Genomic DNA, 21654 nt, shown 5'->3' on the forward strand with positions numbered 1-21654 from the left:
CTCCGCGCGAAGCCATGCGCGCGACGCATGGCTTCGTCTGCCCGGTTCAGCGGGCACTCGTGGAACTCCTGGAAGCCGTCATCAGCGACGTGCTCGCCCGAGAGCATTTGGCGTCAGCTATCAGCATCCGCGATCAGATCAGCGCGTTCGTCACGGACGACAAGCGCCTTCGCGACGCAGCCGAGGTCGAGGGGCTCACTGTGGTCTCGCCAGGCGCGGAGTAGTCACCAGAGCCCCAGAACCGCCTGTTCGGTCGCGAGGAGGCGCATCTTGGTGGTGACGCCGCCGCCGGCGGAGAAGCCGCCGGTGCGGCCGTTCGCCGCGGTCACGCGGTGGCAGGGCACGACCGGCGGGAAGGGGTTCTCGCCCAACGCCCGGCCGACCGCACGGGCGGAGCCGGGGAGGCCGATCTCCGTGGCGATCTCGCCGTAGGTCCGGGTGGAGCCGGGCGGGATCCGCCGCGCGACGTCGTACACGGCGCGCTGAAAATCGGTGAGCCCCTGCATGTCCAGCGAAACCCAGGCGAGGTCGTCGTCGAGGTTCGCGCCGGAGACCAGGGCGACCACGGCCGCGATCACTCGCGCGACCGACTCCGGCGGTTCGGAGGGTGCTTCGCCACCGCCGAGGTGCTGCGCGGTGGCCTCGTCGGAGTCCTCCGGCAGCCGAACGGCGGTCACGGCACCGTCGGTGCCCCAGGCGATCCCGCACCGCCCGACCGCGGTGTCGAAGAGGGCGAACCCGGCGGGCACGTCAGCCCACTTCCCGCGCGAGGAGATCGAGGTTGGCCTCCATGTAGTCGCGCCAGAGGCCGAGGCGGAAGTCGATGATCTGCGCCTCCTGCTCCGGGTGCTGCGCGATGTACTCGCTCAGCGGCGACGTCCCCGTTCCCGCACGGGCCCACTGCCGCACCAGCGCGCCGCCCTCCGCGGGCTCGACCTCGAATCCCCAGGTGGCCAACGGATCACCGGCCGGACCCACCCGCCAGACCCAACGCCGCCCGTCCTCGACCTCGGTGACCTCGGGCTCGGTGAACCACTCGCCGATCTCGGGGTCGGCGTTGTGGCCGCGGAACCGCGCGCCGACTGCGACGCCGTCGGCACCGTCGAGCCATTCGGCGCGCTGCAGTTCCCCCTCGGCCCGCGTGGGGAGCGTGATGTCCGTGACGAGGCGCCACGCCTCCTCCGGCGAGCAGGGGAGCTTCCGGGAGACCTCGACGATCGGATGGTCGCGCAGGCGCATGGCTCGATTCTATTCCGCGGCCCGCGCAGCGGCCTCGACCTTCGCGCGGTACGCGGTCCAGTCGACGCCGTCGGGGAGGTTGCTGTTGCCGGGCTGCAGGCCGGCGGCACCGTCGATGCTCTCGCGGACGATATCGGCCTGGCTGGCGTGCCGGTCGAGGTCGTAGAAGGTGTGCATCGCGAGCCGGTGCAGGGTGACCGCCCGGCCGCGCTCGCCCCACCACGGTACGACGCCCGTCGCGGTGAGCGGGAGCTCGGTGAGGGTCGCGGTGGCATGCGCGCGAGCTCGCGTGAACAGGTCGACGATCGCCGCGGTCGGCTCGTCGGCGCGGACCCACAGGTCGTCGTCCGGGACGTAATCGGGTGACTCCGGATCGGGGAGGTGCGGATGCGTGAACGGCCGGCCGAAGCAGCCGCCGAGATAGCCGGAGTCCACCATCGCGCAATGCTTGACCAGGCCTAGGAGGTTGGTGCCCGTGGGCGTGAGCGGGCGCCGCAGGTCGTACTCGCCGAGACCCTCGACCTTCCAGAGCAGCGCGTCGCGCGCCCGATCCAAGTAGTGCTGAATATCGGCCTTGAGGGCCGCGTCGTAGGACGGGTCTGCCATGCCCCGACGGTGCCACACGGCACCGACAGGTTCTAGGCCCCGACCGACCGGGGCTCGACGACGACGCAGCGCTCGCGCGTCCCGTCGACCGCGAACCAGCCGCGCTCGAACTCCTGCCAGCGCACCAGCTCGGCCCGCGACTCCTCACCGTCGCGCGCGACGGCCCGCTCGAGCCGCTGCTCGGCGGTGCCGCCGTCCAGCCAGAGCCCCAGCGACAAGCGGTCGGCGAACGAGCGGCGGGCGCTCGAGACGCCCTCGACGACGATGAGCGAGGCGCGCGGCACCCGCAGCTCCTCCCCGGGAGTCGGTACGCCGTCGCGCCACACCATGGGGCGGTAGAAGGCGTCGCGGCCGCGCACCAGCGGATCGATCACCTCGGCGACGAGCTGCGGCCACCACGAGACCGGGTCGTCCCAGGTGGCGTAGTGGTCCGTGCGGATCAGGGCGACGCGGGCACCGTCGGCCCGGAGATCGCCGACGAGGCGCTGCGCGTACGTCGACTTGCCGGCGCCGGACGGACCGTCGATCGCGACGATGCCCTCGGCGCCGCCCAGCCGGGCCAGCAGTTCGGGGGCCTCCATACCTCACCCGCCCGCGGGCGGGAACTCCTCGAGCACGCGCGGCGGCTCGGACAGGGACCGACGGCCGCTCATGGCGCGGCCGAGGGTCAGCTCGTCGGCGAACTCGAGCTCCGCACCCATCGGCAGGCCCGCGGCGGGGCGCGTGACGGTGAGGCCGGGGAAGTCCTTGAGCATCCGCACGAGGAAGGCCGCTGTGGCCTCGCCCTCGGTGTTCGGGTCGGTCGCGATGATCACCTCGTCGACGTCGACCCCGTCGACCGACGTGCCGAGGCGGACGAGCAACTCACGGATCCGCAGCTTGTCGGGGCCGACCGATTTGATCGGGTTCAACGCGCCGCCGAGCACGTGATAGAGGCCGCGGTACTCGCGGGTGCGCTCGACGGCCTGGACGTCCTTGGCCTCCTCGACCACGCAGATCTTGGAGGCGTCGCGGCGCGGATCGGAGCAGATCCGGCACCGGGTCTCGGCGGAGACGTTGCCGCACACCTCGCAGTACCGCACGTCGTTGCGCACGCGGGTGAGCGCGTTCGTGAGCCGATCGATGTCGGTGGGCTGCACCCCCAGGAGGTGGAACGCGATGCGCTGAGCACCGCGCGGCCCCACCCCCGGGAGCTTGGCCAACTCGTCGATCAGCTCCTGAACGGGTCCTTCGTACACGGGCGGACCGTCAGAAGGGCAGGCCGCCGGCCAGCGGACCCATCTTCTGCTGCGCGATGGCGGCGGTGTTGTCCGCCAGGTTCGAGAGCGCACCCAGGACCAGGTCCTGCAGGGTCTCGACGTCCTCCGGGTCGACCACCTTGGGGTCGATGGTCACCGACTTCACCTGGCCGTCGCCGGTGCCGGTGACCGTGACGAGGCCGCCACCGGCCTGGCCCTCGACCGTCGTCACCGCGAGTTCCTGCTGCGCCGCCATGAGCTGCTGCTGCATCGCGCCGACCTGAGCCATCAGGTCTTCCATCGAGCCTCCGGGCTGCATGCCGTCTCCCTCCGCCGGTCAGGTGACCCGCTATGTCTGATTCGTGTTACTTGTGTTACCACTGTGCCGGTTGGGGCGGTACAGTGCGATCCGTGACGAACCGCCGTTCCACCCTCCTCGCCGCGACCATGCTCCCCGCACTGGTCCTGTCCGGCTGCACCATCGGTGACGCCGGACAGCAGCGGAACGCGGCCGCACCCTCCAGCCTATCGCCCGCCGGGCCCGCCCTCGTGAACAACGCGGCGCCGCTCGCCGCAGGCGCGCTGACCGGGAAGAAGATCTTCGTCGATCCCGGCCACAACGGCGCGAACGACGCCTCGATCAACAAGCAGGTCCCCACCGGCCGCGGCGGCACCAAGCCCTGCCAGACCACCGGAACGACCAGCGTGAACGGCGTGCCCGAGCACACCTTCAACTACGCCGTGGCGTACAAGCTCTACCAGGCGCTCACCGCCGCAGGCGCGCAGGTGATGCTCTCCCGCAACGACGACACCTCGGTCGCGTCCTGCATCGACGCCCGCGCAGCGGCCGCCAACTCGTGGGGCGCCGACGCCGCCGTGAGCATTCACGCCGACGGCTCCGCCCCCGGTAACCGAGGGTTTCACGTGAATCTCTCCTCGCCGCCGCTCAACCCCGCGCAACAGACCGCGAGCCCCGCGTACGCCGCGAAGATGCGCGACGCGCTCGTGGCGGGCGGCTTCACCCCCGCCTCCTACATCGGCTCGGGCGGCCTCTACCCGCGCTCCGACCTGGCCGGGCTCAACCTCGCGACGGTGCCGTCGGTGCTGGTCGAGGCGGGTAACCTCCGGGACGCGACCGAGGCGAAGATGCTCGAATCCGCCGACGGTCAGCAGCGGCTCGCCGATGCGATCGCCGCGGGGCTCGCCGCGTACCTGGGCTCTCCTGCGACGCGCTAGTCGTGAAACCTGCCGAATTCGGGGCTACGAAGCCACATCCGGCTCGCTGATGCACGGAGCCGCCGCATTCACGACCGCCAGTTCCCGCCCGCTCACGTATTCACGCTCGGTGCCGTCCACCGGGTCGGCGAAGGCGAGCGTGCGCGCCAGCAGGCGCAGCGGGTCGGAGAAGTCGCCGTCCACGAACTCCCGCGGCTCCGGGTACAGCGGGTCGCCCAGGATCGGCACCCCCAGGCCCGACATGTGCAGGCGGAGCTGGTGGGTCTTGCCCGTCTCCGGGCGCAACCGGTACCGCCCGACGGTGCCGCCCCGCCCGCCCGGGACCTCGGCCTCCAGCTCGACGTGGGAGCGCGCGTTCACCGGGCCGTCGACCTCGTAGGCGCGCATGATGCCGGGCGTCTTCTCGATGCGGGACTCCACGACCACCGGCAGCTCGAGACCGGCGCGCAGCGGGGCGAGCGCCGCGTACTCCTTGCGTGCCCGCCCGGTGGCGAAGAGCTGCTGGTAGGCGCCGCGCACCGCCGGGTCGCGGGTGAACAGCAGCACGCCGGCGGTGAGCCGGTCGAGCCGGTGCGCGGGCGAGAGCAGCGGTTCGCCGAGCTCGCGGCGCAGCCGCACGAGGGCGCTCTGCACGACGCGCGCGCCGCGCGGCATCGTCGCGAGGAAGTGCGGCTTGTCCACGACGACGATCCGCTCGTCCTCGTACAGGACCGGCATCGCGAACGGCACGTCGATCTCGTCGGGCAGCTCGCGGTACATCCACACCGCCTGCCGGGCGGTCACGATCGTCGACGGGGCGAGGCGGGCACCGTCGGAGCTCAGGACGGCCCCGGCCGCGCTCTCCCGCGCCACGTACTCCGCGGTGCCCGGGAACCGGGCCTCCAGGACGTCGCCGAGCGTGCGCCCGGCCTCCTCCTCGGCGATGACGAGCCGCGTCGGGTCGACCCCGTCGCGTAGCGGCAGCGGCGCGACGGGCGCGCCGCGGTGCCGGCGGGGTCGCCTAGCCGTTGGACTCGACCTGCACCTTGAGGTTGGTGAGCAGCTCGTCGTAGATGCGGCCGAGGCCCTTGGGCGCGAAGGTCTTCTCGAAGAAGCCGCCGATGCCGCCGGCGCCCTGCCACGTGGTGGTGATGGTGGCGGTGGTCGCGTCGCCCGCGCTGTCGGCGGCGACGGCGCGGTACGTGGTGACCATCGAGCTGTTCGCGTCGGTCTCGGTCACGGTCGCACCGTCGACGGTGACGGTGGCGCGCACGTCGCGCGAGCGCTTCTCGGTGGCCTGCAGGATCCACTCGGCGACGGTGCCCGAGCCCTGGCCGCCCTCGATCACGCGGTACTCGCGGTAGTTCGGGGGCAGGATCTCGGCGCGGCGGGTGTAGTCCGCGATGGCCGCCAGGACCTTCTCGGGCGCGGCGGCGATGGTGATGGACTTTGTGGCGGTTACCTGGGCCAACGTACTTCGATCCTCTGAGTATCGGTGCCCCCGAGGAGGTCGGAGGCCTGGGTGTCGGCACCGCCGACGGGTTCGATGCCAGCCTAACCAATCGGTAACGGCCCGCGCGCGTCGCGCCCGAGAGGTATAGCGTCGGTGATCGTGAGTGCTCGCAACGTAACGCCGGCGCGAACCCCGTCGACGGTCCCGATCGCAGGCGAAGCCGCCTACCAGGAGGGCCTCGCGAGGCTGCGCGACAGCTATCGCGCCATCCCGCCGAACGCGCGGGTCCGCCTGGCCAAGAAGACCTCCAACCTGTTCCGCGCCCGTGCGGCCACCGACGCCCCCGGGCTCGACGTCTCCGGCCTGGCATCGGTCATCTCGATCGACCCCGAGGCCCGCACCGCGGATGTCGGCGGCATGTGCACCTACGAGGACCTGGTCGCGGCGACGCTCCCCTTCGGGCTCGCCCCGACGGTGGTGCCCCAGCTCAAGACCATCACCCTCGGGGGCGCCGTCAGCGGCATGGGCATCGAATCCAGCTCCTTCCGGGCCGGCCTGCCGCACGAGGCCGTGCTGTCCATGGACATCCTCACCGGCAGCGGCGAGGTGGTGACGGCCTCCCCCGACGGGCCCGATGCGGAGCTGTTCTTCGGCTTCCCCAATTCGTACGGCACGCTGGGCTATTCGACGAGGCTGACCGTCGAACTGGAGCCCGTCGCGCGGTACGTCGAACTGCGGCACGTGCGCTTCCACACGCTCGACGACCTGCAGGAGTCGATGGCGGCCATCGTCGATGCACGGGAGTACCAGGGCGAGCCCGTCGACTACCTCGACGGGGTGGTCTTCTCCGCCACGGAGTCCTACCTCGTCCTCGGTCGTAAGACCGACGAACCGGGGCCGCTCAGCGACTACACCGACCGCGCGATCTACTACCGGTCGATCCAGCACGACGACGGGGTGAAGCGCGACCGCCTCACCACGCACGACTACTTGTGGCGGTGGGACACGGACTGGTTCTGGTGCTCGCGCGCCTTCGGCGCGCAGAACCCGAAGGTGCGACGCCTGTGGCCGAAACACCTGCTGCGCAGCAGCTTCTACTGGAAGCTCGTGGCGCTGGACCGCCGCTGGGACATCGGCGACCGGCTGTCCGCACGCAAGGGCGAGCCGCCCGGCGAGCGTGTGGTGCAGGACATCGAGGTGCACATCGACGAGACCGTCGACTTCCTCGAATGGTTCCTGGACGAGATCCCCATCGAGCCGATCTGGCTGTGCCCGTTGCGGTTGCGCGAGCCGCTGCCGCACGGCGCCGATCCGGACCGCCCGTGGCCGCTGTACCCGTTGGAACCCCGCGAGACCTACGTCAACGTCGGTTTCTGGTCCGCGGTCCCGAAGCAACCCGGCCAGATCGAGGGCCGGGCGAACCGCCTGATCGAGGAGAAGGTGTCGGAGCTCGGTGGACACAAGTCCCTGTACTCCGAGTCCTTCTACGAGCGCGCCGAATTCGACGAGCTCTACGGCGGAACCCACTTGGAGAAGTACAAGTCCCGCTACGACCCGGAGGATCGCCTGCTGGGGCTGTACGACAAGACAGTCAGGAGGCAGTGAATTGACGCGATCCACTGAGCATCTCCCCAAGCTCAGCCTCGCCGAGATCATCGAGAAGGTGGCGGGCGGGAAACTCGCCATCCGGGTGAAGGCCTACGACGGCTCGTCGGCCGGACCGGACGACGCGCCCTACGGCCTCGACCTGCTCACCCCGCGCGGAACGACCTACCTCGCCACGGCACCCGGCGACATGGGCCTCGCCCGCGCCTACATCGCCGGCGACCTGGAACTGACCGGCGCGCCGCCGGGAGATCCGTACGAGGCGCTCCGGGCCCTGTCCGACGATCTGAAGTTCGCCAAGCCGGGCCCACGGCTCATCGCACAGATCGCCCGCTCGGTGGGTGCCGAGCACATGATCCCGATCGCCCCGCCGCCGCAGGAGGCGATCCCGCGTTGGCGGCGCATCGCGGAGGGGTTGCGGCACAGCAAGGCCCGCGACGCCGACGCGATCCACCACCACTACGACGTCTCCAACCGGTTCTACGAGCTGGTGCTCGGCCCGTCGATGACCTACACCTGCGCGTGCTACCCGGACGCCGACGCGACGCTGGAGGAGGCGCAGGAGAACAAGTACCGCCTCGTCTTCGAGAAGCTCCGCCTGAAGCCGGGCGACCGGCTGCTGGACGTCGGCTGCGGCTGGGGCGGCATGGTGCGCTTCGCGGCCCGCCGCGGCGTGCACGTCATCGGCGCGACGCTGTCCAAGGAGCAGGCGGAGTGGGCGCAGGCCGCGATCGAGGCCGAGGGCCTGGGCGAGTTCGCCGAGGTCCGCTACAGCGACTACCGCGACGTGCCCGAGGGCGACTTCGACGCGATCAGCTCGATCGGGCTCACCGAGCACATCGGCGTGCACAACTATCCGTCGTACTTCACGTCGCTGCGCGAGAAGCTGAAGACCGGTGGGCTGCTGCTGAACCACACGATCACGCGGCATGACAACAAACTGTCGGGCAAGGGCGGCCAGTTCATCGACCGGTACGTCTTCCCCGACGGGGAGCTCACCGGCTCCGGCCGGGTGATCGCCGCGATCCAGGACATCGGCGGGATGGAGGTGCGGCACGAGGAGAACCTCCGTGAGCACTACGCCCTCACGTTGGCCGCCTGGTGCCGCAACCTCGTCGCGAACTGGGACGAGGCCGTCGCGGAGGTCGGCCTGGGCACCGCCCGCGTGTGGGGCCTGTACATGGCCGGCTCGCGACTCGGCTTCGAGCGCAACGTCGTCCAGCTGCACCAGGTGCTCGCGGTGAAGCTCGACGAGAAGGGCGGTGCCGGCGACCTGCCGCTGCGCCCGTGGTGGGACGCCTAGGACAACGCCCGAATCCGGCGCTCGCCCCGATCAGATGGGGCGGGCGCCGAGTTCGTTCTTGAGGAGCTCGAGGGCGATCTCGTCCGGGTCGCGGCGCGGGGCGGTGGTGCCGCCGGAGACGGCGTCCTCGCGGTGCGCCGCGTCGATCATCTCCTCCTCGGAGACCTCCTCGACCGGTGCCGGCTCGGGGTCCGGCTCGGGCGGCAGCGGGATGTCGTCGTGGTGCGACGGTGCGCGGTTCTCCCGGCCCGCCGGCCGCGGGTCCGGCCGCTGATCGCCTGCACGGCTGCGCCGCTCGAACGTGGGCGGCGCCTTCTTCGGCTCGGCGGCGGGGCGCTGCTGCTGCGCGGGCGCGGCGGCGGGCGCCCCTTGCGCGCGGGCGCCGCTGCCGTCGCCGACCTCGACGTTCCACTGCGTCCCGAAGACCTCGCGGACCGCGTCCCGCAAGTTGCCGACATGCTGCTGATCGCTGAACCGGCTGAGCAGGGCGGGGATCGGCAGCGCGAGGTGCAGAACGTCTCCGGCGAGGCCGAGCACCTGCACGTTCGGCATGAGGGCGAAAGTCACCGTGCTGCGGTCCTTGACCGCCCGGAGGACCTTGGGCCAGGCCGTGCGGACCTCCTCCACGGAGGGGCCGGACGGCGCCGGGGCCGCGGGTTCCGCGACCGCGGCGGGCTGCACGGGCGGGGTGACGGCGGGCGCCGCGGGCTCCGGCGCAGCGGCACGCTCCGGGGCCGCAGGGGCCGGGGCGACGGGCTCGGCCGGGCGCGGGGGCGCAACGGGTTCCGGGTCCGGCTCGGGCCGGTGGAGCACCGGCTCCGATTCGATGGGGCGCTCCGGCTCGGCCGGGGCGGCCGGCTCGGCGGCCGGGGCGACGGGCTCCGGCTCGGCCGGGGCGGCCCGCGGTTCGGGCTCCGCGACCACGGCCTCCGACGCGGGTTCCGCGACCGCGGCGGGCTGCACGGGCGGGGTGACGGCGGGCGCCGCCGGCTCGGGAGCGACCGGCTGCGGCGTCGGCGCGGGCGGAGCCGGAGGGGCGGGAGCGGCCGCAGCGGCCGGCTCGGCGGCGGCCTCTGCCTGGCGCTGGCTGGGCCGGACGAAACGCGACGGCGGACCGTCGGACTGCGGAGCGCCGCCACCCGTGGGCGCTGCGGGCGCGGCGACGGGTGCCGCGGCGGCGGGGACGGCACCGTCGACGGGGGCACCTGCGGGCCGGCGCTCCAGCGCCTCGATGCGCTGCAGCAGTGCGGCCTGCGACTCGTCCGCGGCGGGGAGCAGCATGCGGGCGCACATGACCTCGAGCAGCAGGCGCGGTGAGGTGGCGCCGCGCATCTCGGCGAGCGAGGCGTGCGTGACCTCGGCGCAGCGCGTGAGGGTGGCGAGGCCGAGCTTCGCGGCCTCCCCGCGCATGGTCTCGAGCACGTCCTGCGGCACGTCGATGAGGCCGCGGTCGGCGGCGTCGGGGACAGTGTGCAAGAGGATCAGGTCGCGGAGGCGTTCGAGCAGGTCGGTGGCGAACCGGCGGGGGTCGTGCCCGGCCTCCATCACCCGCTCGACGGCGCCGAACAGGGCCGCGCCGTCCGCGGAGGCCAGCGCGTCGACGGCGGCGTCGATGAGCGCGGTGTCGGTGACACCGAGCAGCCCGAGGGCTCGCTGGTAGGTGACGCCCTCGGGCCCGGCGCCGGCCAGGAGCTGGTCCATGATCGACAGCGAGTCACGCGGCGAACCGCCGCCCGCGCGGATGACCAGGGGGTACACCTGCGGCTCGACCGAGACGTGCTCGGCGCCCGTGATCTTCTCCAGCAGCGGCCGCATGACGTTCGGCGCGAGCAGCCGGAACGGGTAGTGGTGCGTGCGGGAGCGGATGGTGGTGAGCACCTTCTCCGGCTCCGTGGTGGCGAAGATGAAGATGAGGTGCTCCGGAGGCTCCTCGACGATCTTCAGCAGCGCGTTGAAGCCCTGCGGGGTGACCATGTGCGCCTCGTCGACGATGAAGACGCGGTAGCGCGACTCGGCGGGCGCGTAGAACGCGCGGTCGCGCAGCTCACGTGCGTCGTCCACGCCGCCGTGGCTGGCAGCGTCCATCTCGGTGACGTCGAGGTTGCCCGGACCGCCCGGGGCGAGCGCGACGCAGGAGTTGCAGACGCCGCACGGCGTGCTGGTGGGGCCCTGCTCGCAGTTCAGCGAGCGGGCCAGGATGCGGGCCGACGACGTCTTGCCGCAGCCGCGCGGGCCGGAGAACAGGTAGGCATGGTTCACCCGCCCGGAATCCAACGCGGTGCTCAGCGGCTCGGTGACGTGCTCCTGCCCCACGACCTCGGCGAACGTCGCTGGACGGTACTTGCGGTAGAGAGCCACGGTGCCAGGCTACCGGCAGGGTCCGACAGCGGCGCAGCTCGCTCCGACACCGTCCGCGCGCCCGCCGGACGGTCCCGTCACAGCCGCGTGTCCTCCTGCGGCGGGACCGCGGGGAACTGGCCCGACGGGTGCGGCGGATCGACAGGGAACTGGCCGGTCGGGTGCGGCGGGACCGCAGGGAACTGCCCCGTCGGGTAAGGCGGCGGGGGCGCGAACCCGCCCGGTCCCGGCACCGGCGGTCCGGCCGGGCGTGCGCCGCCGAGGCGGTCGGCGAACGACAGCGCGAGCAGCATGCACAGCGCGACGAACAGCACCAGGACGTAGGCGGGGTGCACCTGCACCGCGACGAGACCCAGCAGCATGAGCACACCCCAGATGCAGCAGCTGGCGACGCGGGCCGGGAGGGAACCGCGCGCCACGAAGACCGCGAGGCCGATGAGCGGCACGAACAGGAGCGCCACTTGGATCAGCGTGGGCGCGAGCAGGATGAACATCATCCCGCCGAAGCCGAGATCGTCGTCGTAGTCGTCCCCCATCGACGAGTACGACGCCATCCACCAGATCACGAGGCCCACCAGGGTGAGCGCGGCGATCAACGCCTGGATCAGCGCGAGCGCGCGATAGATGCGTGGCACCGGCGGTGCGGCGATCGGATACATGCGGGCCCTCCCCCTCCGACGTTTGCGTCTGCACCCCACGGTAGCGGGCGGACCGTCGGCGGAGAAGGGCGAAAGCCGAGAGCAGCGGCCCGGAACCGGCCCGGGCCACTGCGGCGCGGATAGGGGCTACTTCTTGTCGCAATCCGGGCCGAGCACGTCGTGATGGCCGAACGGCCCCACCCGCCTACTTCTTGTCGCGATCCAGGCCGAGCACGTCGTGATGGCCGAACGGCCCCACCCGCCTACTTCTTCTCGCGATCCAGGCCGAGCACGTCGGTGATGTAGAAGAACGGGTCGGTCTGGTCCGTCAGCCCCACGACGTTGGCGGCGCCGGGACCGTAGGCGGCGATGCGGACCTGGCCGCCGGTGTGCTGCTCCTCGCCCGGGTCGAGCGACGTGCCGTAGTTGACGGTGAGCACGCCGCCGTCCTTGGTGTTCAGCGTCCGGGTGAGGCCGGGGGTGACGGTGCCCGCCTCGATGATCTGGCTGGTGTGGGCGTGGTCGCCCGTCACGATGACGAGGGTGTCCTTGTCCTGCTTGGCGAAGTCGAGCGCCGCGGAGACGGCCTCGGACAGCTGCACCGTCTCGCCGATCTGGCCGCAGGGGTCGGCGTCGTGGTTGGCCTTGTCGACGGAGCCGGACTCGACCTGGAGGAAGAAGCCCTTGTCGCCCTTGAGCAGGTCGATGGCCTTCTTCGTCATCGACGCGAGCTTCGGGGTGGCGCCGAAGGCGGGGTTGGGCGCGCAGGTGACGGCCGGCTCCCTACCGCCCTCCTTGGTGGCGGTGGCCTTGTCCCACACGCGCGGCAGGTTGCCGTCGGCGAAGACGCCGAGCACCGGCTCGTCCTGACTCGCGGTGGAGACGGCGTCGAGCTCGGAGCCCGACCGCACGATCCGGTAGCCGCGTTCCTTGGCCTGCACCTCGAGCGTCTTGCCGTTGTACTGACCGGCGGTCGCGGTCTCCTGGAAGGTCTTCCAGCCGCCGCCGAGGGTGACGTCGGCGCGGGCCGCGATCAGCTGCTCGGTGATGGACCCGAGTCCGCCGTTCTCGAGCGCGTCGGAGCTGCACTTCTCCTTGGTGGCGACGGGGCCGTAGCACTTGCGCTGGGACACGTGCGCGACCTGCACGGCCGGGGTGGCGTCCTGCAGCTCGGTGGTGGTGACGTTGCCCGTCTTGCGGCCGTTGGCCTTGGCGATCTCGAGGATCGAGCGCTGCGGCTTGCCGTTCACGTCGACGCCGACGGCCCCGTTGTAGGTCTTGGTGCCGGTGGCCCAGGCGGAGCCGGAGGCCGCGGAATCGGTGGTGTAGTCGGGCTTCTTGGTGGTCTTGTCGAGCGCGTAGGTGGTGTAGTCGCCCGAGAGCGGCAGCTCGTCGATGCCGGGGATCTTCCCGCCCGCGCCCCACTCGTAGTCGCGGGCCAGCGTGAGCTCCTGGTTGGCGGTGCCGTCGCCGATCACGAGGATCACGTTCTTGGCCGTGGAGCGCTGGATCGAGTCGGCGATCGCCTGCGTCTGGTCGCCGGCGAGCCGCTTGGCGCCGCCGTGGGTGGTGATATCACCGGCCGCCTGGCGGTTGATCTCCACCTTCGCCGCGGTGTCGCCGGACGTGCCGGGACCGCTGTCGTTGCTGCCGCACGCGGCGACCACACCGAGAACCGCCACCGCACTGACGGCCAGCGCCGTCCGGGCCTTGCCCCTACCGAGATTCGTCATTGCTGCAGCGAAACATGCGCATGTGAACATGTATGGATGCGCGGGTGAACTTCCCGTGATCGTCGCTAACGAACCCGTTCCGCGCGACCGATCACCGCCTGCGCCAGCGCCGAACCGAACAGCAGGCCGAGCGCGAGCGCGCAGATCACGGCGGCCACGTCCACGACGGTGCGCGCGCCCTGCTCCGGGTCGATCCCCACCGACGTGACCGACAGCAGCCCGAGACTGCCGGGCACGAGCACCCAGAACGCCGGCAGGAAGACCACGAGGCGCGGCAACTGCGGCCGCAGGTAGGCCACCAGCGAGGCGCCGAGGCTGCCCGCGATCGCGCCGAAGAAGCCGCCGAGCACCGCGCCGGAGACGTGCTGCCCGGCGATCTGCGCGCCGAACGCCGCCGCGACCACGAGGCCGATCGCCGGAAGCAACCGCATCGAGGCGCCCTCGTTGAGGCACACCCCCACGCAGATCAGTGCGAGGCCCACGGGCGGGCCCCACCAGCCCAGCTGATTCACGCGCTCGTTGACCAGCAGCTCCGGCCCGACGCCCAGCGCCGTCGTCGCGGCGAGGATGCCGAGCGAGAACATCAGCAGCTGCACCGTGCCGAAGGTGAGGCGAGCGCTGCCCGCGACCATCGCGCCCGCGGCGAGCTCCGACATGCCGGTCACCATCAGCGCGCCCGGGAGGAGCACCGCGAGCGGCGCGAGGAGGGTGCGCAGCGGACCGTCGAGCCACCCCGCCTGCGCGGCGGCGAAGACCCCCGCGCCCACCGTGAACGCGGCGATCGTCGGCAGCAGCGTCGCGGCGAGCCGCACGCGGCCCGCGAGCTTGACCAGCAGCATCACCACCACGCCGCCGATGGCCGCCGCGAGGATGTTGGGCCACCCGGGCTGCAGCAGCATCGCGATGCCGATGGCGATGACCGGCCACGACACGTCCTGCACCCACTGCGGGTAGTGGTGCGGCAGCGAGCGCAGGGTGCCGAGGCGGGCGAAGGCCTCGTCGACCGAGAGGGTTCGTGCGACGAGGCCCCGTCGGACGTCAGCGACGACGGCCGACTGGTCGAGCCGCATCGGCCCGTCGACGGACTCGAACGTGGCGGCGGCACCGGGTTCGAGGCCCAGGGTGAGCCCGGTGGGCGTGGCCCCGATCTGCGCCAGTGGATGCCCCATGGCGGTGGCGACGCTCTTGAGCTCGTCCTCGACCTCGTGCACGGGCTGGCCGCCCGCGATCATCGCGGCGCCGAGGTAGGCGAGGAGGCGGCGGTCGTCGTCGACCCGGTCAGGCTGCACGGCCGGCCGGCTCCGCGCTCGCCGGCACGGACCCGTCCGTACTCCGCAGGTACCAGGCCGACCCGATCAGGGTCGCGACGAAGATCCACACGTAGACGCCGCCCGCGAGGGCCTTGAGCACGGGGTTGTCCATCGGCCGCAGGAAGATGCCGATCGCGTACGTGTCGTGGACGTCCTCGACCCCGGTGGGCTGCAGCGTCGGGAAGTAGGTGACCCAGATGAAGGTCGCCGCAACGAGACCGGCCGCCGCGAGCAGCGCGAGCACCCGCCGGCGCGGGTCGTCGGTCAGCATCGCCAGGGCGAGGAGGAGGACCAGGAGCGGCACGATCCACACCCAGTGGTGGCCCCACGAGAAGGGCGAGACCGCGCAGGCCGTGAGCCCCACGACGGTGACCGCGAGCAGGACCACGCCGCGCCGGAACGCCCAGGCCGCGATGGCGAGGCCCGCGAGCGCGGCCGGGACGGCGACCGCAAGCCAGACGACCGTCGACGGCTTCTCCGCGTTGGTCAGGAAGGCGATGAGGCCGTTGATGGACTGGTTGCCGACCTGGTTGGGCTCGCCGACGCGATTCGCGTCGAGGAACGTGCCCGACCAGTACTGCCACGACTCCTGCGGGATCACCAGGAAACCGATCACGACGGTGCCGGCCAGGGTCGCGAGGGCCGTGCGGGCCTCGCGCCACTGCCGCGTGACGACGAGGTAGGCGAGGAAGAAGAGCGGGGTGAGCTTGATGCCCGCGGCGATGCCGATGCTGAAGCCCTTGAACCGCGACCCCGCGGGGCGGCCGAGGTCCCACAGCAGGAGCAGCATCAGGAAGACGTTGATCTGGCCGAACCAGAGGGTCGTGCGGACGGGCTCGAGGACCGTCGCGACCAGCGTGAGGCAGATCGCCGCGAACCACACGCGGCCGTCGCGCACGAAGCCGACGAGCCGGAAGGCGATGAGGATGCAGGCGAGGAGCGCGAGCAGCACCGCGATCGACCACACCCACCGCAGCACGTCGGTCGACATCCAGCTCAGCGGCACGAACAGCACGCCCGCGAACGGGGTGTAGGTGAAGGGCAGGATGCCGTTGAGCAGCGGACCGTCGTACAGCCCGTCGCCCCCGTGCGCGACGATCTCCCCGCCCTTGCGGTAGACCTCGGCGTCGATCTGGTTGTGGAAGAGCCCGTACATCGGCGTGGAGAACGGGATCCGCACGAACTGCTGCCACACCGCCACGCCCGCGGACACCGCGAAGAGGGCCAGCACCCACCACTGCCGGGGGAACCGCCGGCTGTTCTCGTCCGCCACCGGCGCGATCCTCCTGCTCAGGCGCGCCCTACTCGGGCTGCGACATCAGCTTTTCAGCAGAAGCCAAGAGTACACAGGTCGCCACGCCGTCCATTGCGGTCTCAAGGTCGGCGATCGACGGGAAGGTCGGCGCGAGCCGGATGTTGCGGTCGTGCGGGTCCTCCCCGTGCGGGAACGTGGCGCCGGCGGCGGTCAGCGCGATCCCCGCCTCCTTCGCCAGGTCGACGGTCCGCTTGGCGGTCCCGTCCAGCACGTCGAGGCTGATGAAGTAGCCACCCGTGGGCTCACTCCAGGACGCGACCTTGGCGGCGCCGAGCCGGTCCTCGAGGATCTCCAGGACGCGCGCGAACTTGGGTGCGATGAGGTCGCGGTGCTTGCGCATGTGCGCGCGCACGCCCTCGGCGTCGCCGAAGAAGCGTGCGTGCCGCAGCTGGTTGACCTTGTCGGGGCCGATCGAGGTCAGGCCCGTGTACTTGCCGTACCAGGCGAGGTTCTCGGCGGAGGCGCCGAGGAAGCTGACGCCGGCGCCGGCGAAGGTGATCTTCGAGGTGCTGGCCAGCACGTACGGCCGGTTCGGGTGGCCGGCCGCGGCGGCGAGGCCCAGGATGTCGGGGTCCGACGGTGCGTCGCCCACCAGTGCGTGCACGGCGTAGGCGTTGTCCCAGAAGATCCGGAAGTCGGGCGCGGCGGTCGGCATCGACGCCAGCTCGCGGGTGACCTCCTCCGAGAAGACCGAGCCCGTCGGGTTGGAGTACTTCGGCACGGCCCAGATGCCCTTGATCGCGGGATCGTTCGCGACGAGCTCCTTGACGACCGCCATGTCGGGGCCGTCGGGGTTGAGCGGCACCACGATCATCTCGATGCCGAATTCCTGGGTGATGGCGAAGTGCCGGTCGTAGCCGGGGGCGGGGCAGAGGAACTTGACCTTCTCCTCGGCGCCCCAGGGCCGCTCGCCGTCGACCGTGCCGTGGATCCACGCCAGCGTGATCAGGCGGTGCATGATCTCCAGGCTGGAGTTGTTCTGCGCGTACAGGTTCGCGACGGGGATGCCCAGCAGCTCACCGAAGATGCCGCGCAGTTCGGGCAGGCCGGCGAGGCCGCCGTAGTTGCGGGTGTCGGTGCCGTCCGCGGCGCGGTAGTCGCCCTCGCCGGGCAGCGCGAGCAGCGCGTTCGACAGGTCAAGCTGGTCGGGGGCGGGCTTGCCGCGGGTGAGGTCCAGCTTCAGTCCCTGCGCCTTCAGCGTCTCGAACAGCCCCGTCAGCTTCGCGTGGACGTCGGCGAGTTCGGACTGACTCAGGGACACGTACGTGGACATCGGGTGCGCCTCCGGCGGAATTCGGGCCCGGACATAAAGGGGACTCCGCGCACCCGCCAGAGCCCGTTGACCCTTGCTGCGTTCCCGCCCTGGGGGAGTTCACAGGATGGACGCCGCGCGGAGTCCGTGGACCACTATACGGGTCCGGGCTGGTTTGGGTCGACGGGGGCCTTCGTCTACAGTGGTCCACGGAGGATTCGCCTAGTGGCCTATGGCGCTCGCCTGGAACGCGGGTTGGGTTAATAGCCCTCAGGGGTTCAAATCCCCTATCCTCCGCCACGGAACGGCCCGTGACCAGCTCTGTTGGTCACGGGCCGTTCCTGTATCCGCGGGGCGTCGGTCAGACGTCGAGCGCTAGGGCGGCGTCGGCCAGCTTGGGGATCAGCGTGTTGCGGTAGCCGCGTTCCACGGCGTTGCGGGCGAACATCTGCTTGCGGTCGCCGGCGTCGAAACCCGACATGGTCATCACGACGCGGGTGCCCTTGCCCTCCGGGACCAGCCGCCAATCCACGATCCACCGCGCCGGACGCGGGGCGCGGAGGTCGGTGTAGCTGTGCGTGAAGCGCTCGGCGGGAACGGCGTTGATGACTTCGCAGGACACCTCCCCCGGCGGGTCCGACGGGATCTCCAGGATGAACGTCGTGCCCTCCGCGGGCCGGAGCCCGACGGACCGCACCAGCCACTGCTCCACGATGTCGGGCTCGGTGAGGGCGCGCCAGACCGTTGCCGGGGCTCGCGGAACGAAGCGGTCGAGCTCCACGATCGCCGGGTCGCGCTCCATCTCGAACACGCGACCAGTAGACCACGGTCGCGCCTCGCCCCGGGGTCTTCGCGCCTGCCAGACTGAACCGGAACGAGGGGGCGCGATGACCGACGACCGATTCCGCAACGACGAGGGTGGCCGCGCGGTGCGCGAGGAGTACGACCGGCTGCTGTCGGCGCACCTGCCGGACGTGGAGCGCACCGTCGTCGACGGGACGCACGTCCTCAGCGCCGGGCCCGACGGTGCGCCCACGGTCGTGCTCCTGCACGGCTCGGGCGGCACGTCGCTGAACTGGGCGACGGAGATCCCCCTGCTGGCGCAGTCCCATCGCGTGCACGCCCTGGACCTCCCCGGCGAGCCGGGCGGCACCGTCGTCGAACGGCTGCCGCTGGAGCCCGGGGCGCACGCCGCCTGGCTCGCGGGCGTGACCGACGCCCTGGGCGCGCCGCGCGCCGCGGTGATCGGCGAGTCGCTCGGCGGCTGGGTCGCCCTGGACTACGCCACCGAGCACCCGTCGCGCGTGCGGTCGCTGGGCCTGCTCGTGCCGGGCGGTCTCGGGCCGCGCCGGACGGCCCCGCTCCTGGTCGCGGGCCTGCTGAGCCTGCTGGGCGCGCCCGGCCGGCGCGCCGCGATGCGCTACTTCACGGGCTGGACGCCGTCGGACGAGCCGGGCCTCGAGCGCGACCTCGCCGCGTTCAGCGACCTCACGTTCCGGGCCTTCCGGCCGCGCACCGACGGCCTACCCGTCTTCGCCGACGAGGCCCTGTCCGGCATCACCGCGCCGGTCACCGCCGCGTTCGGCGACCGGGACAAGATGCTCGACGGTCCGCGGGCCGCCGCGCACGCGCGGGCCGTCTTCGGCGACGACGCGGTCACCCTGCTGCCCGGTGCGGGGCACCTGCTCCCCGACCGCGCGGAGCGCGTCCTGGCCGCCGCCGGGCGGTAGCCCCCGCGCCGATTGAGTTCGCAAGCACAACGAGACGAGTCGTGCGAAACTGAGCGCAACCTGAACACGAGAGGTCGCACCGTCATGCGCGAAACCGCCCGCAAGCTCGGCTACGTCCTGGTCGCACTGTTCGGTGCGATCGCCCTCACCTTCACGTCCGCAGTCGCCTGGGCGGCCACGACGGTGCTCGTCGTCCCCGGGACGGGGACCAAGGATCCGTCGAAGGTGACGGGGTACCAGGAGAACGTCATCGGCTACTACGTGCAGCCCACGGGCGCGTGCGGCGCGACCGCCTGCGTCGCGAAGCCCGTGCCCTACATTGCCGAGTTCTGGCCGATCCCGCTCTCCGGCTGGGGCGGGCTCGAGGGTGCGAAGTGGGACGACTCTGTGGCGAGCGGCGTCACCAGCCTGAACGAGCAGTACGCCGCCGCCGACAAGGACTCCCCGATCGTGATCTTCGGGTACTCCCAGGGCGGCACGGTGGTCACGGCGGTGAAGAAGCAGCTGGCCGAGAACGGCGGCGTCCCCGACAACGTCTCCTTCGTGCTCATCGGCAACGCGAGCCGCCCCAACGGCGGGTTCTTCACCCGGCCGTCGTTCCTCGGCCACACCCCGATCCTCGATGTGACCTTCGGCCCGGGCACGCCCACGAACACGGGCACCCCTACCCGCCCCGTCAACACCACTGACGTGGGCTTCCAGTACGACGGCGTCACCGACTTCCCCAAGTACCCGGCCAACCTGCTCGCGACGGCCAACGCACTCGCCGGGTTCTGGTACGTGCACGGGAAGATGCTGACCCCCAAGGGCTCCGACGATCCGTCGGCCACGCCGATCGGCTACACCCCGGACGAGGTCCGCGCGGCCGTCGAGGCCGCCACCGCGAACTGCTCCGCCGGCACCTACTGCCAGGTGAGCGGCGACACCCGCTACGTGACACTGCCGGCGAAGATCCTCCCGCTCATGCTGCCGCTGCTCGATCTCGGCAAGGCCACGGGCACCACCGGACTGGTGACGCCCTTCGTCGATCTGGTCTCGCCGGTGGCGCGCGTGCTCATCGAGACCGGTTACGACCGTCGCGATTACGGCGCGGCCAGTCCCTTCGGGCTGTTCCCCGTGCTCGACCCGCTGCGCCTCGGCGTGGACCTGATCGGCGCCGCTGTGCAGGGTGTCGGGCAGGCCGCGACCGGCACGGGCGACGCGTCGAAGTTCCTCGCGCCCAAGCCCGCCGCCCCGGCGACGACCGACGCCGCGGATACGACCGCCCCGAAGACCACGGAGACCTCCGCGCCGCAGACGACGCAGGAGCAGGCGCCGGTGCTGCAGCTCGTGAAGACCGCGGAGCCGAAGACCACGGAGCCGCAGTCCGATCCGTCCCCGACGACTGCACCGGCCGCGCCGACCGGCACCGTCGAGCCGAGCGGGCCGGCGGGTGCGACCGAACCGGTCGCGCCCGGCACGGCGGCGGAGGAGACGAGCGCGGAGGAGACGTCCGCACCCGCCGCGAGCGCGGCCGAGAAGACCACGTCTCCGGCGGCGACCGAGGAGAAGCCCGAGGCGGTCGAGCCCGCCGCGGACGAGCCGGTGGTGGCCGCCGCCGCGGCCTGAGCGGCTACTCTCCCGCGAAGAAGGCGGCGGTGCGCTCGCCCTGCGCGTTCGCCTGATCCGCGGGCACGCCGGCGGCGATCGTGGCCTCGGCCCACGCCTTCGCCGCCGCCGCGACGAGGTTCTTGGCCGCGGGCGTCGCGAAGAACGCCTCGGCGTCCTCGGGGCGGTCCTGCCCGGTGGTGAGGAGCGCGTTCAAGCCGAGGAACGCGAGATCCCAGCCGACGCCCGTGGCGCCGGGGCCGAACTGCTCGTAGAAGTCCCGCACGTTCTCGCCCGAGTGGGTGAGCGTGAGGCGGGCGCCGTCACCGTCGGGCTCGACGACGACCTCGACCTGCGAGGCGCCGCCCATGATCTCCCACGAGACGAGGTAGCGGCGCGGGGCGTCGCACTCGAGGACCGTGCCGCCGGCGTTGCCCTCCACCTGGAAGCGGCCGCCGAGGGCGAGATCGCCGTGGACGGGGGCGAACCAACGGGGAAGACGCTCAGCGCTGGTGACCGCGTCCCAGAGGTCGGCGACGTCGGTGGGGTAGGTCTGGCTGAGCGAGCCGGAGACGTACACGTCCCCCTCGCCGCTGTCGCGCACCTCGGCGCGCCGGGTGACCGCTGCGGGCTGGGCCGCAGCGAGATCGTCGATGTCGTACGTCATTGTTCGTCCTTCTCGGTAGCCGTTCGGCGCGCCTTCTTGCCGCGCGAGATCTCCGTCCCCAGGGCCCACAGCTTGGGCTCCCAGAAGTGCCGGAACGGGACCAGCCAGTCGTCGACCTCCCGCAGCGGCTCGGGTTGCACCGCGTACAGGCGGCGCGTGCCCTCCGGCCGGACGGTGACGAACCCCGCCTCCCGGAGCACCTTCAGGTGCTGGGAGACCGCGGGCTGGCTGATGCCGAAGCGCGCACGCACGTCATCGCTCAGCTCCCCCGCCGAGAGCTCACCGCGAGCGAGGAGCTCGATCAGGTGGCGTCGAACGGGGTCACCGAGAATGTCGAAGGCGTGCACGAGATCGAGTATTTCACCCTCAACTTATATAAGTCAAGAGTGAATTAGTCTCCGGCTG

Annotated in this window: 23 protein-coding genes, 1 tRNA gene and 1 other RNA gene; 7 read left to right on the forward strand and 18 right to left on the reverse strand. The window is 71.8% G+C overall.

What is annotated here, in order from left to right; genetic code table 11:
* The first annotated feature begins 14 nt into the window (after window positions 1-14).
* The gene (locus BLW32_RS25990) at window positions 15-224 is read left to right on the forward strand and encodes a PIN domain-containing protein (protein WP_068742411.1); all 210 of its coding nucleotides are present in this window, start codon (window positions 15-17) and stop codon (window positions 222-224) included.
* On the opposite strand, the gene BLW32_RS25995 is transcribed toward BLW32_RS25990, so the two are convergent.
* Genes BLW32_RS25995 through BLW32_RS26020 form a run of 6 tightly spaced genes read right to left on the reverse strand, consistent with a single transcriptional unit; the run spans window position 225 to window position 3402 of the window.
* Window positions 225-749, reverse strand: a complete 525-nt coding sequence (locus BLW32_RS25995; protein WP_068742412.1) for a methylated-DNA--[protein]-cysteine S-methyltransferase — start codon at window positions 747-749, stop codon at window positions 225-227.
* Between the two features lies 1 nt (window position 750).
* Window positions 751-1239, reverse strand: coding sequence for an SRPBCC family protein (locus BLW32_RS26000; RefSeq protein WP_068742413.1), 489 nt, complete (start codon window positions 1237-1239; stop codon window positions 751-753).
* Window positions 1240-1248: 9 nt separating this feature from the next.
* Window positions 1249-1845, reverse strand: coding sequence for a DinB family protein (locus BLW32_RS26005; RefSeq protein WP_068742414.1), 597 nt, complete (start codon window positions 1843-1845; stop codon window positions 1249-1251).
* A gap of 32 nt (window positions 1846-1877) precedes the next feature.
* On the reverse strand, window positions 1878-2426 hold the full coding sequence (locus tag BLW32_RS26010) for a uridine kinase family protein (RefSeq protein WP_068526002.1): 549 nt from the start codon (window positions 2424-2426) through the stop codon (window positions 1878-1880).
* A gap of 3 nt (window positions 2427-2429) precedes the next feature.
* Window positions 2430-3083 carry a recombination mediator RecR gene (recR, locus tag BLW32_RS26015; protein ID WP_068742415.1) on the reverse strand — a complete coding sequence of 218 codons (654 nt, stop codon included), beginning with the start codon at window positions 3081-3083 and terminating at the stop codon, window positions 2430-2432.
* A 10-nt stretch (window positions 3084-3093) separates the two neighbouring features.
* Complete coding sequence (locus tag BLW32_RS26020) at window positions 3094-3402, reverse strand: YbaB/EbfC family nucleoid-associated protein (protein WP_074850853.1); 309 nt, start codon at window positions 3400-3402, stop codon at window positions 3094-3096.
* Window positions 3403-3530: 128 nt separating this feature from the next.
* Here BLW32_RS26020 and BLW32_RS26025 point away from each other — a divergent pair, with 128 nt between their 5' ends.
* Complete coding sequence (locus tag BLW32_RS26025; RefSeq protein ID WP_263865936.1) at window positions 3531-4319, forward strand: Rv3717 family N-acetylmuramoyl-L-alanine amidase; 789 nt, start codon at window positions 3531-3533, stop codon at window positions 4317-4319.
* A 24-nt stretch (window positions 4320-4343) separates the two neighbouring features.
* Here BLW32_RS26025 and BLW32_RS26030 read toward each other — a convergent pair whose 3' ends face one another.
* Window positions 4344-5282 carry a pseudouridine synthase gene (locus BLW32_RS26030; RefSeq protein WP_068526006.1) on the reverse strand — a complete coding sequence of 313 codons (939 nt, stop codon included), beginning with the start codon at window positions 5280-5282 and terminating at the stop codon, window positions 4344-4346.
* A 37-nt stretch (window positions 5283-5319) separates the two neighbouring features.
* Window positions 5320-5769 (reverse strand): SRPBCC family protein, encoded by a 450-nt coding sequence (locus BLW32_RS26035; protein WP_068742416.1) that lies wholly within the window; start codon window positions 5767-5769, stop codon window positions 5320-5322.
* Between the two features lie 189 nt (window positions 5770-5958).
* Here BLW32_RS26035 and BLW32_RS26040 point away from each other — a divergent pair, with 189 nt between their 5' ends.
* Window positions 5959-7356, forward strand: a complete 1398-nt coding sequence (locus BLW32_RS26040; RefSeq protein WP_068742504.1) for an FAD-binding oxidoreductase — start codon at window positions 5959-5961, stop codon at window positions 7354-7356.
* A gap of 1 nt (window position 7357) precedes the next feature.
* A complete protein-coding gene (locus tag BLW32_RS26045; RefSeq protein WP_068526008.1) occupies window positions 7358-8659 on the forward strand; it encodes a class I SAM-dependent methyltransferase in 1302 nt (433 codons plus the stop codon).
* A gap of 30 nt (window positions 8660-8689) precedes the next feature.
* Here the strand turns inward: BLW32_RS26045 and BLW32_RS26050 are convergent, their stop codons facing one another.
* From BLW32_RS26050 to ffs, 7 genes are all read right to left on the reverse strand, one after another.
* The gene (locus BLW32_RS26050; protein WP_074850855.1) at window positions 8690-11017 is read right to left on the reverse strand and encodes a DNA polymerase III subunit gamma and tau; all 2328 of its coding nucleotides are present in this window, start codon (window positions 11015-11017) and stop codon (window positions 8690-8692) included.
* Window positions 11018-11094: 77 nt separating this feature from the next.
* Complete coding sequence (locus tag BLW32_RS26055) at window positions 11095-11676, reverse strand: hypothetical protein (RefSeq protein ID WP_068742418.1); 582 nt, start codon at window positions 11674-11676, stop codon at window positions 11095-11097.
* Between the two features lie 242 nt (window positions 11677-11918).
* The gene (gene phoA, locus BLW32_RS26060) at window positions 11919-13388 is read right to left on the reverse strand and encodes an alkaline phosphatase (protein WP_068742419.1); all 1470 of its coding nucleotides are present in this window, start codon (window positions 13386-13388) and stop codon (window positions 11919-11921) included.
* A gap of 65 nt (window positions 13389-13453) precedes the next feature.
* Window positions 13454-14677 (reverse strand): threonine/serine exporter family protein, encoded by a 1224-nt coding sequence (locus BLW32_RS26065; RefSeq protein ID WP_068627305.1) that lies wholly within the window; start codon window positions 14675-14677, stop codon window positions 13454-13456.
* Window positions 14667-15971 carry a glycosyltransferase 87 family protein gene (locus BLW32_RS26070; protein WP_068526012.1) on the reverse strand — a complete coding sequence of 435 codons (1305 nt, stop codon included), beginning with the start codon at window positions 15969-15971 and terminating at the stop codon, window positions 14667-14669. The genes BLW32_RS26065 and BLW32_RS26070 overlap by 11 nt, the downstream gene beginning before the upstream one ends.
* Before the next feature lie 28 nt (window positions 15972-15999).
* Window positions 16000-17286, reverse strand: a complete 1287-nt coding sequence (locus BLW32_RS26075) for an aspartate aminotransferase type Ic (RefSeq protein WP_068742420.1) — start codon at window positions 17284-17286, stop codon at window positions 16000-16002.
* Between the two features lie 34 nt (window positions 17287-17320).
* An RNA gene (gene ffs, locus BLW32_RS26080) (signal recognition particle sRNA small type) lies at window positions 17321-17415 on the reverse strand.
* Between the two features lie 61 nt (window positions 17416-17476).
* On the opposite strand from ffs, the gene BLW32_RS26085 reads away from it, so the two are divergent.
* Window positions 17477-17565, forward strand: a tRNA-Ser gene (locus BLW32_RS26085).
* Between the two features lie 61 nt (window positions 17566-17626).
* Here BLW32_RS26085 and BLW32_RS26090 read toward each other — a convergent pair.
* Entirely contained in the window at window positions 17627-18067 is a 441-nt protein-coding gene (locus tag BLW32_RS26090) for an SRPBCC family protein (RefSeq protein WP_231857420.1), read from the reverse strand.
* Between the two features lie 85 nt (window positions 18068-18152).
* On the opposite strand from BLW32_RS26090, the gene BLW32_RS26095 reads away from it, so the two are divergent.
* Together BLW32_RS26095 and BLW32_RS26100 are read left to right on the forward strand one after the other, a co-directional pair.
* A complete protein-coding gene (locus tag BLW32_RS26095; RefSeq protein ID WP_068742422.1) occupies window positions 18153-18995 on the forward strand; it encodes an alpha/beta fold hydrolase in 843 nt (280 codons plus the stop codon).
* An 84-nt stretch (window positions 18996-19079) separates the two neighbouring features.
* A complete protein-coding gene (locus BLW32_RS26100; RefSeq protein ID WP_068742423.1) occupies window positions 19080-20603 on the forward strand; it encodes a PE-PPE domain-containing protein in 1524 nt (507 codons plus the stop codon).
* A gap of 4 nt (window positions 20604-20607) precedes the next feature.
* Here the strand turns inward: BLW32_RS26100 and BLW32_RS26105 are convergent, their stop codons facing one another.
* Both BLW32_RS26105 and BLW32_RS26110 read right to left on the reverse strand, forming a co-directional pair.
* On the reverse strand, window positions 20608-21249 hold the full coding sequence (locus BLW32_RS26105; RefSeq protein WP_068742424.1) for an SRPBCC family protein: 642 nt from the start codon (window positions 21247-21249) through the stop codon (window positions 20608-20610).
* Window positions 21246-21596: an ArsR/SmtB family transcription factor gene (locus BLW32_RS26110; protein ID WP_068526018.1), complete on the reverse strand. Its 351-nt coding sequence runs from the start codon at window positions 21594-21596 to the stop codon at window positions 21246-21248. The genes BLW32_RS26105 and BLW32_RS26110 overlap by 4 nt, the downstream gene beginning before the upstream one ends.
* Window positions 21597-21654: the final 58 nt, after the last annotated feature.

The sequence above is a fragment of the Tsukamurella tyrosinosolvens genome, from assembly GCF_900104775.1.
In the GTDB taxonomy this organism is placed as follows: Bacteria; Actinomycetota; Actinomycetes; order Mycobacteriales; family Mycobacteriaceae; genus Tsukamurella; species Tsukamurella tyrosinosolvens.

What these genes read in the sequence shown, in the direction of transcription:
- BLW32_RS25990 (WP_068742411.1), top strand. Translation starts at nt 15, where the DNA reads ATGCGCGCGACGCATGGCTTCGTCTGCCCGGTTCAGCGGGCACTCGTG.
- BLW32_RS26000 (WP_068742413.1), bottom strand. Translation starts at nt 1,239, where the DNA reads ATGCGCCTGCGCGACCATCCGATCGTCGAGGTCTCCCGGAAGCTCCCC.
- BLW32_RS26005 (WP_068742414.1), bottom strand. Translation starts at nt 1,845, where the DNA reads ATGGCAGACCCGTCCTACGACGCGGCCCTCAAGGCCGATATTCAGCAC.
- BLW32_RS26010 (WP_068526002.1), bottom strand. Translation starts at nt 2,426, where the DNA reads ATGGAGGCCCCCGAACTGCTGGCCCGGCTGGGCGGCGCCGAGGGCATC.
- BLW32_RS26020 (WP_074850853.1), bottom strand. Translation starts at nt 3,402, where the DNA reads ATGCAGCCCGGAGGCTCGATGGAAGACCTGATGGCTCAGGTCGGCGCG.
- BLW32_RS26025 (WP_263865936.1), top strand. Translation starts at nt 3,531, where the DNA reads ATGCTCCCCGCACTGGTCCTGTCCGGCTGCACCATCGGTGACGCCGGA.
- BLW32_RS26055 (WP_068742418.1), bottom strand. Translation starts at nt 11,676, where the DNA reads ATGTATCCGATCGCCGCACCGCCGGTGCCACGCATCTATCGCGCGCTC.
- phoA (WP_068742419.1), bottom strand. Translation starts at nt 13,388, where the DNA reads ATGACGAATCTCGGTAGGGGCAAGGCCCGGACGGCGCTGGCCGTCAGT.
- BLW32_RS26075 (WP_068742420.1), bottom strand. Translation starts at nt 17,286, where the DNA reads ATGTCCACGTACGTGTCCCTGAGTCAGTCCGAACTCGCCGACGTCCAC.
- BLW32_RS26090 (WP_231857420.1), bottom strand. Translation starts at nt 18,067, where the DNA reads ATGGAGCGCGACCCGGCGATCGTGGAGCTCGACCGCTTCGTTCCGCGA.
- BLW32_RS26095 (WP_068742422.1), top strand. Translation starts at nt 18,153, where the DNA reads ATGACCGACGACCGATTCCGCAACGACGAGGGTGGCCGCGCGGTGCGC.
- BLW32_RS26100 (WP_068742423.1), top strand. Translation starts at nt 19,080, where the DNA reads ATGCGCGAAACCGCCCGCAAGCTCGGCTACGTCCTGGTCGCACTGTTC.
- BLW32_RS26105 (WP_068742424.1), bottom strand. Translation starts at nt 21,249, where the DNA reads ATGACGTACGACATCGACGATCTCGCTGCGGCCCAGCCCGCAGCGGTC.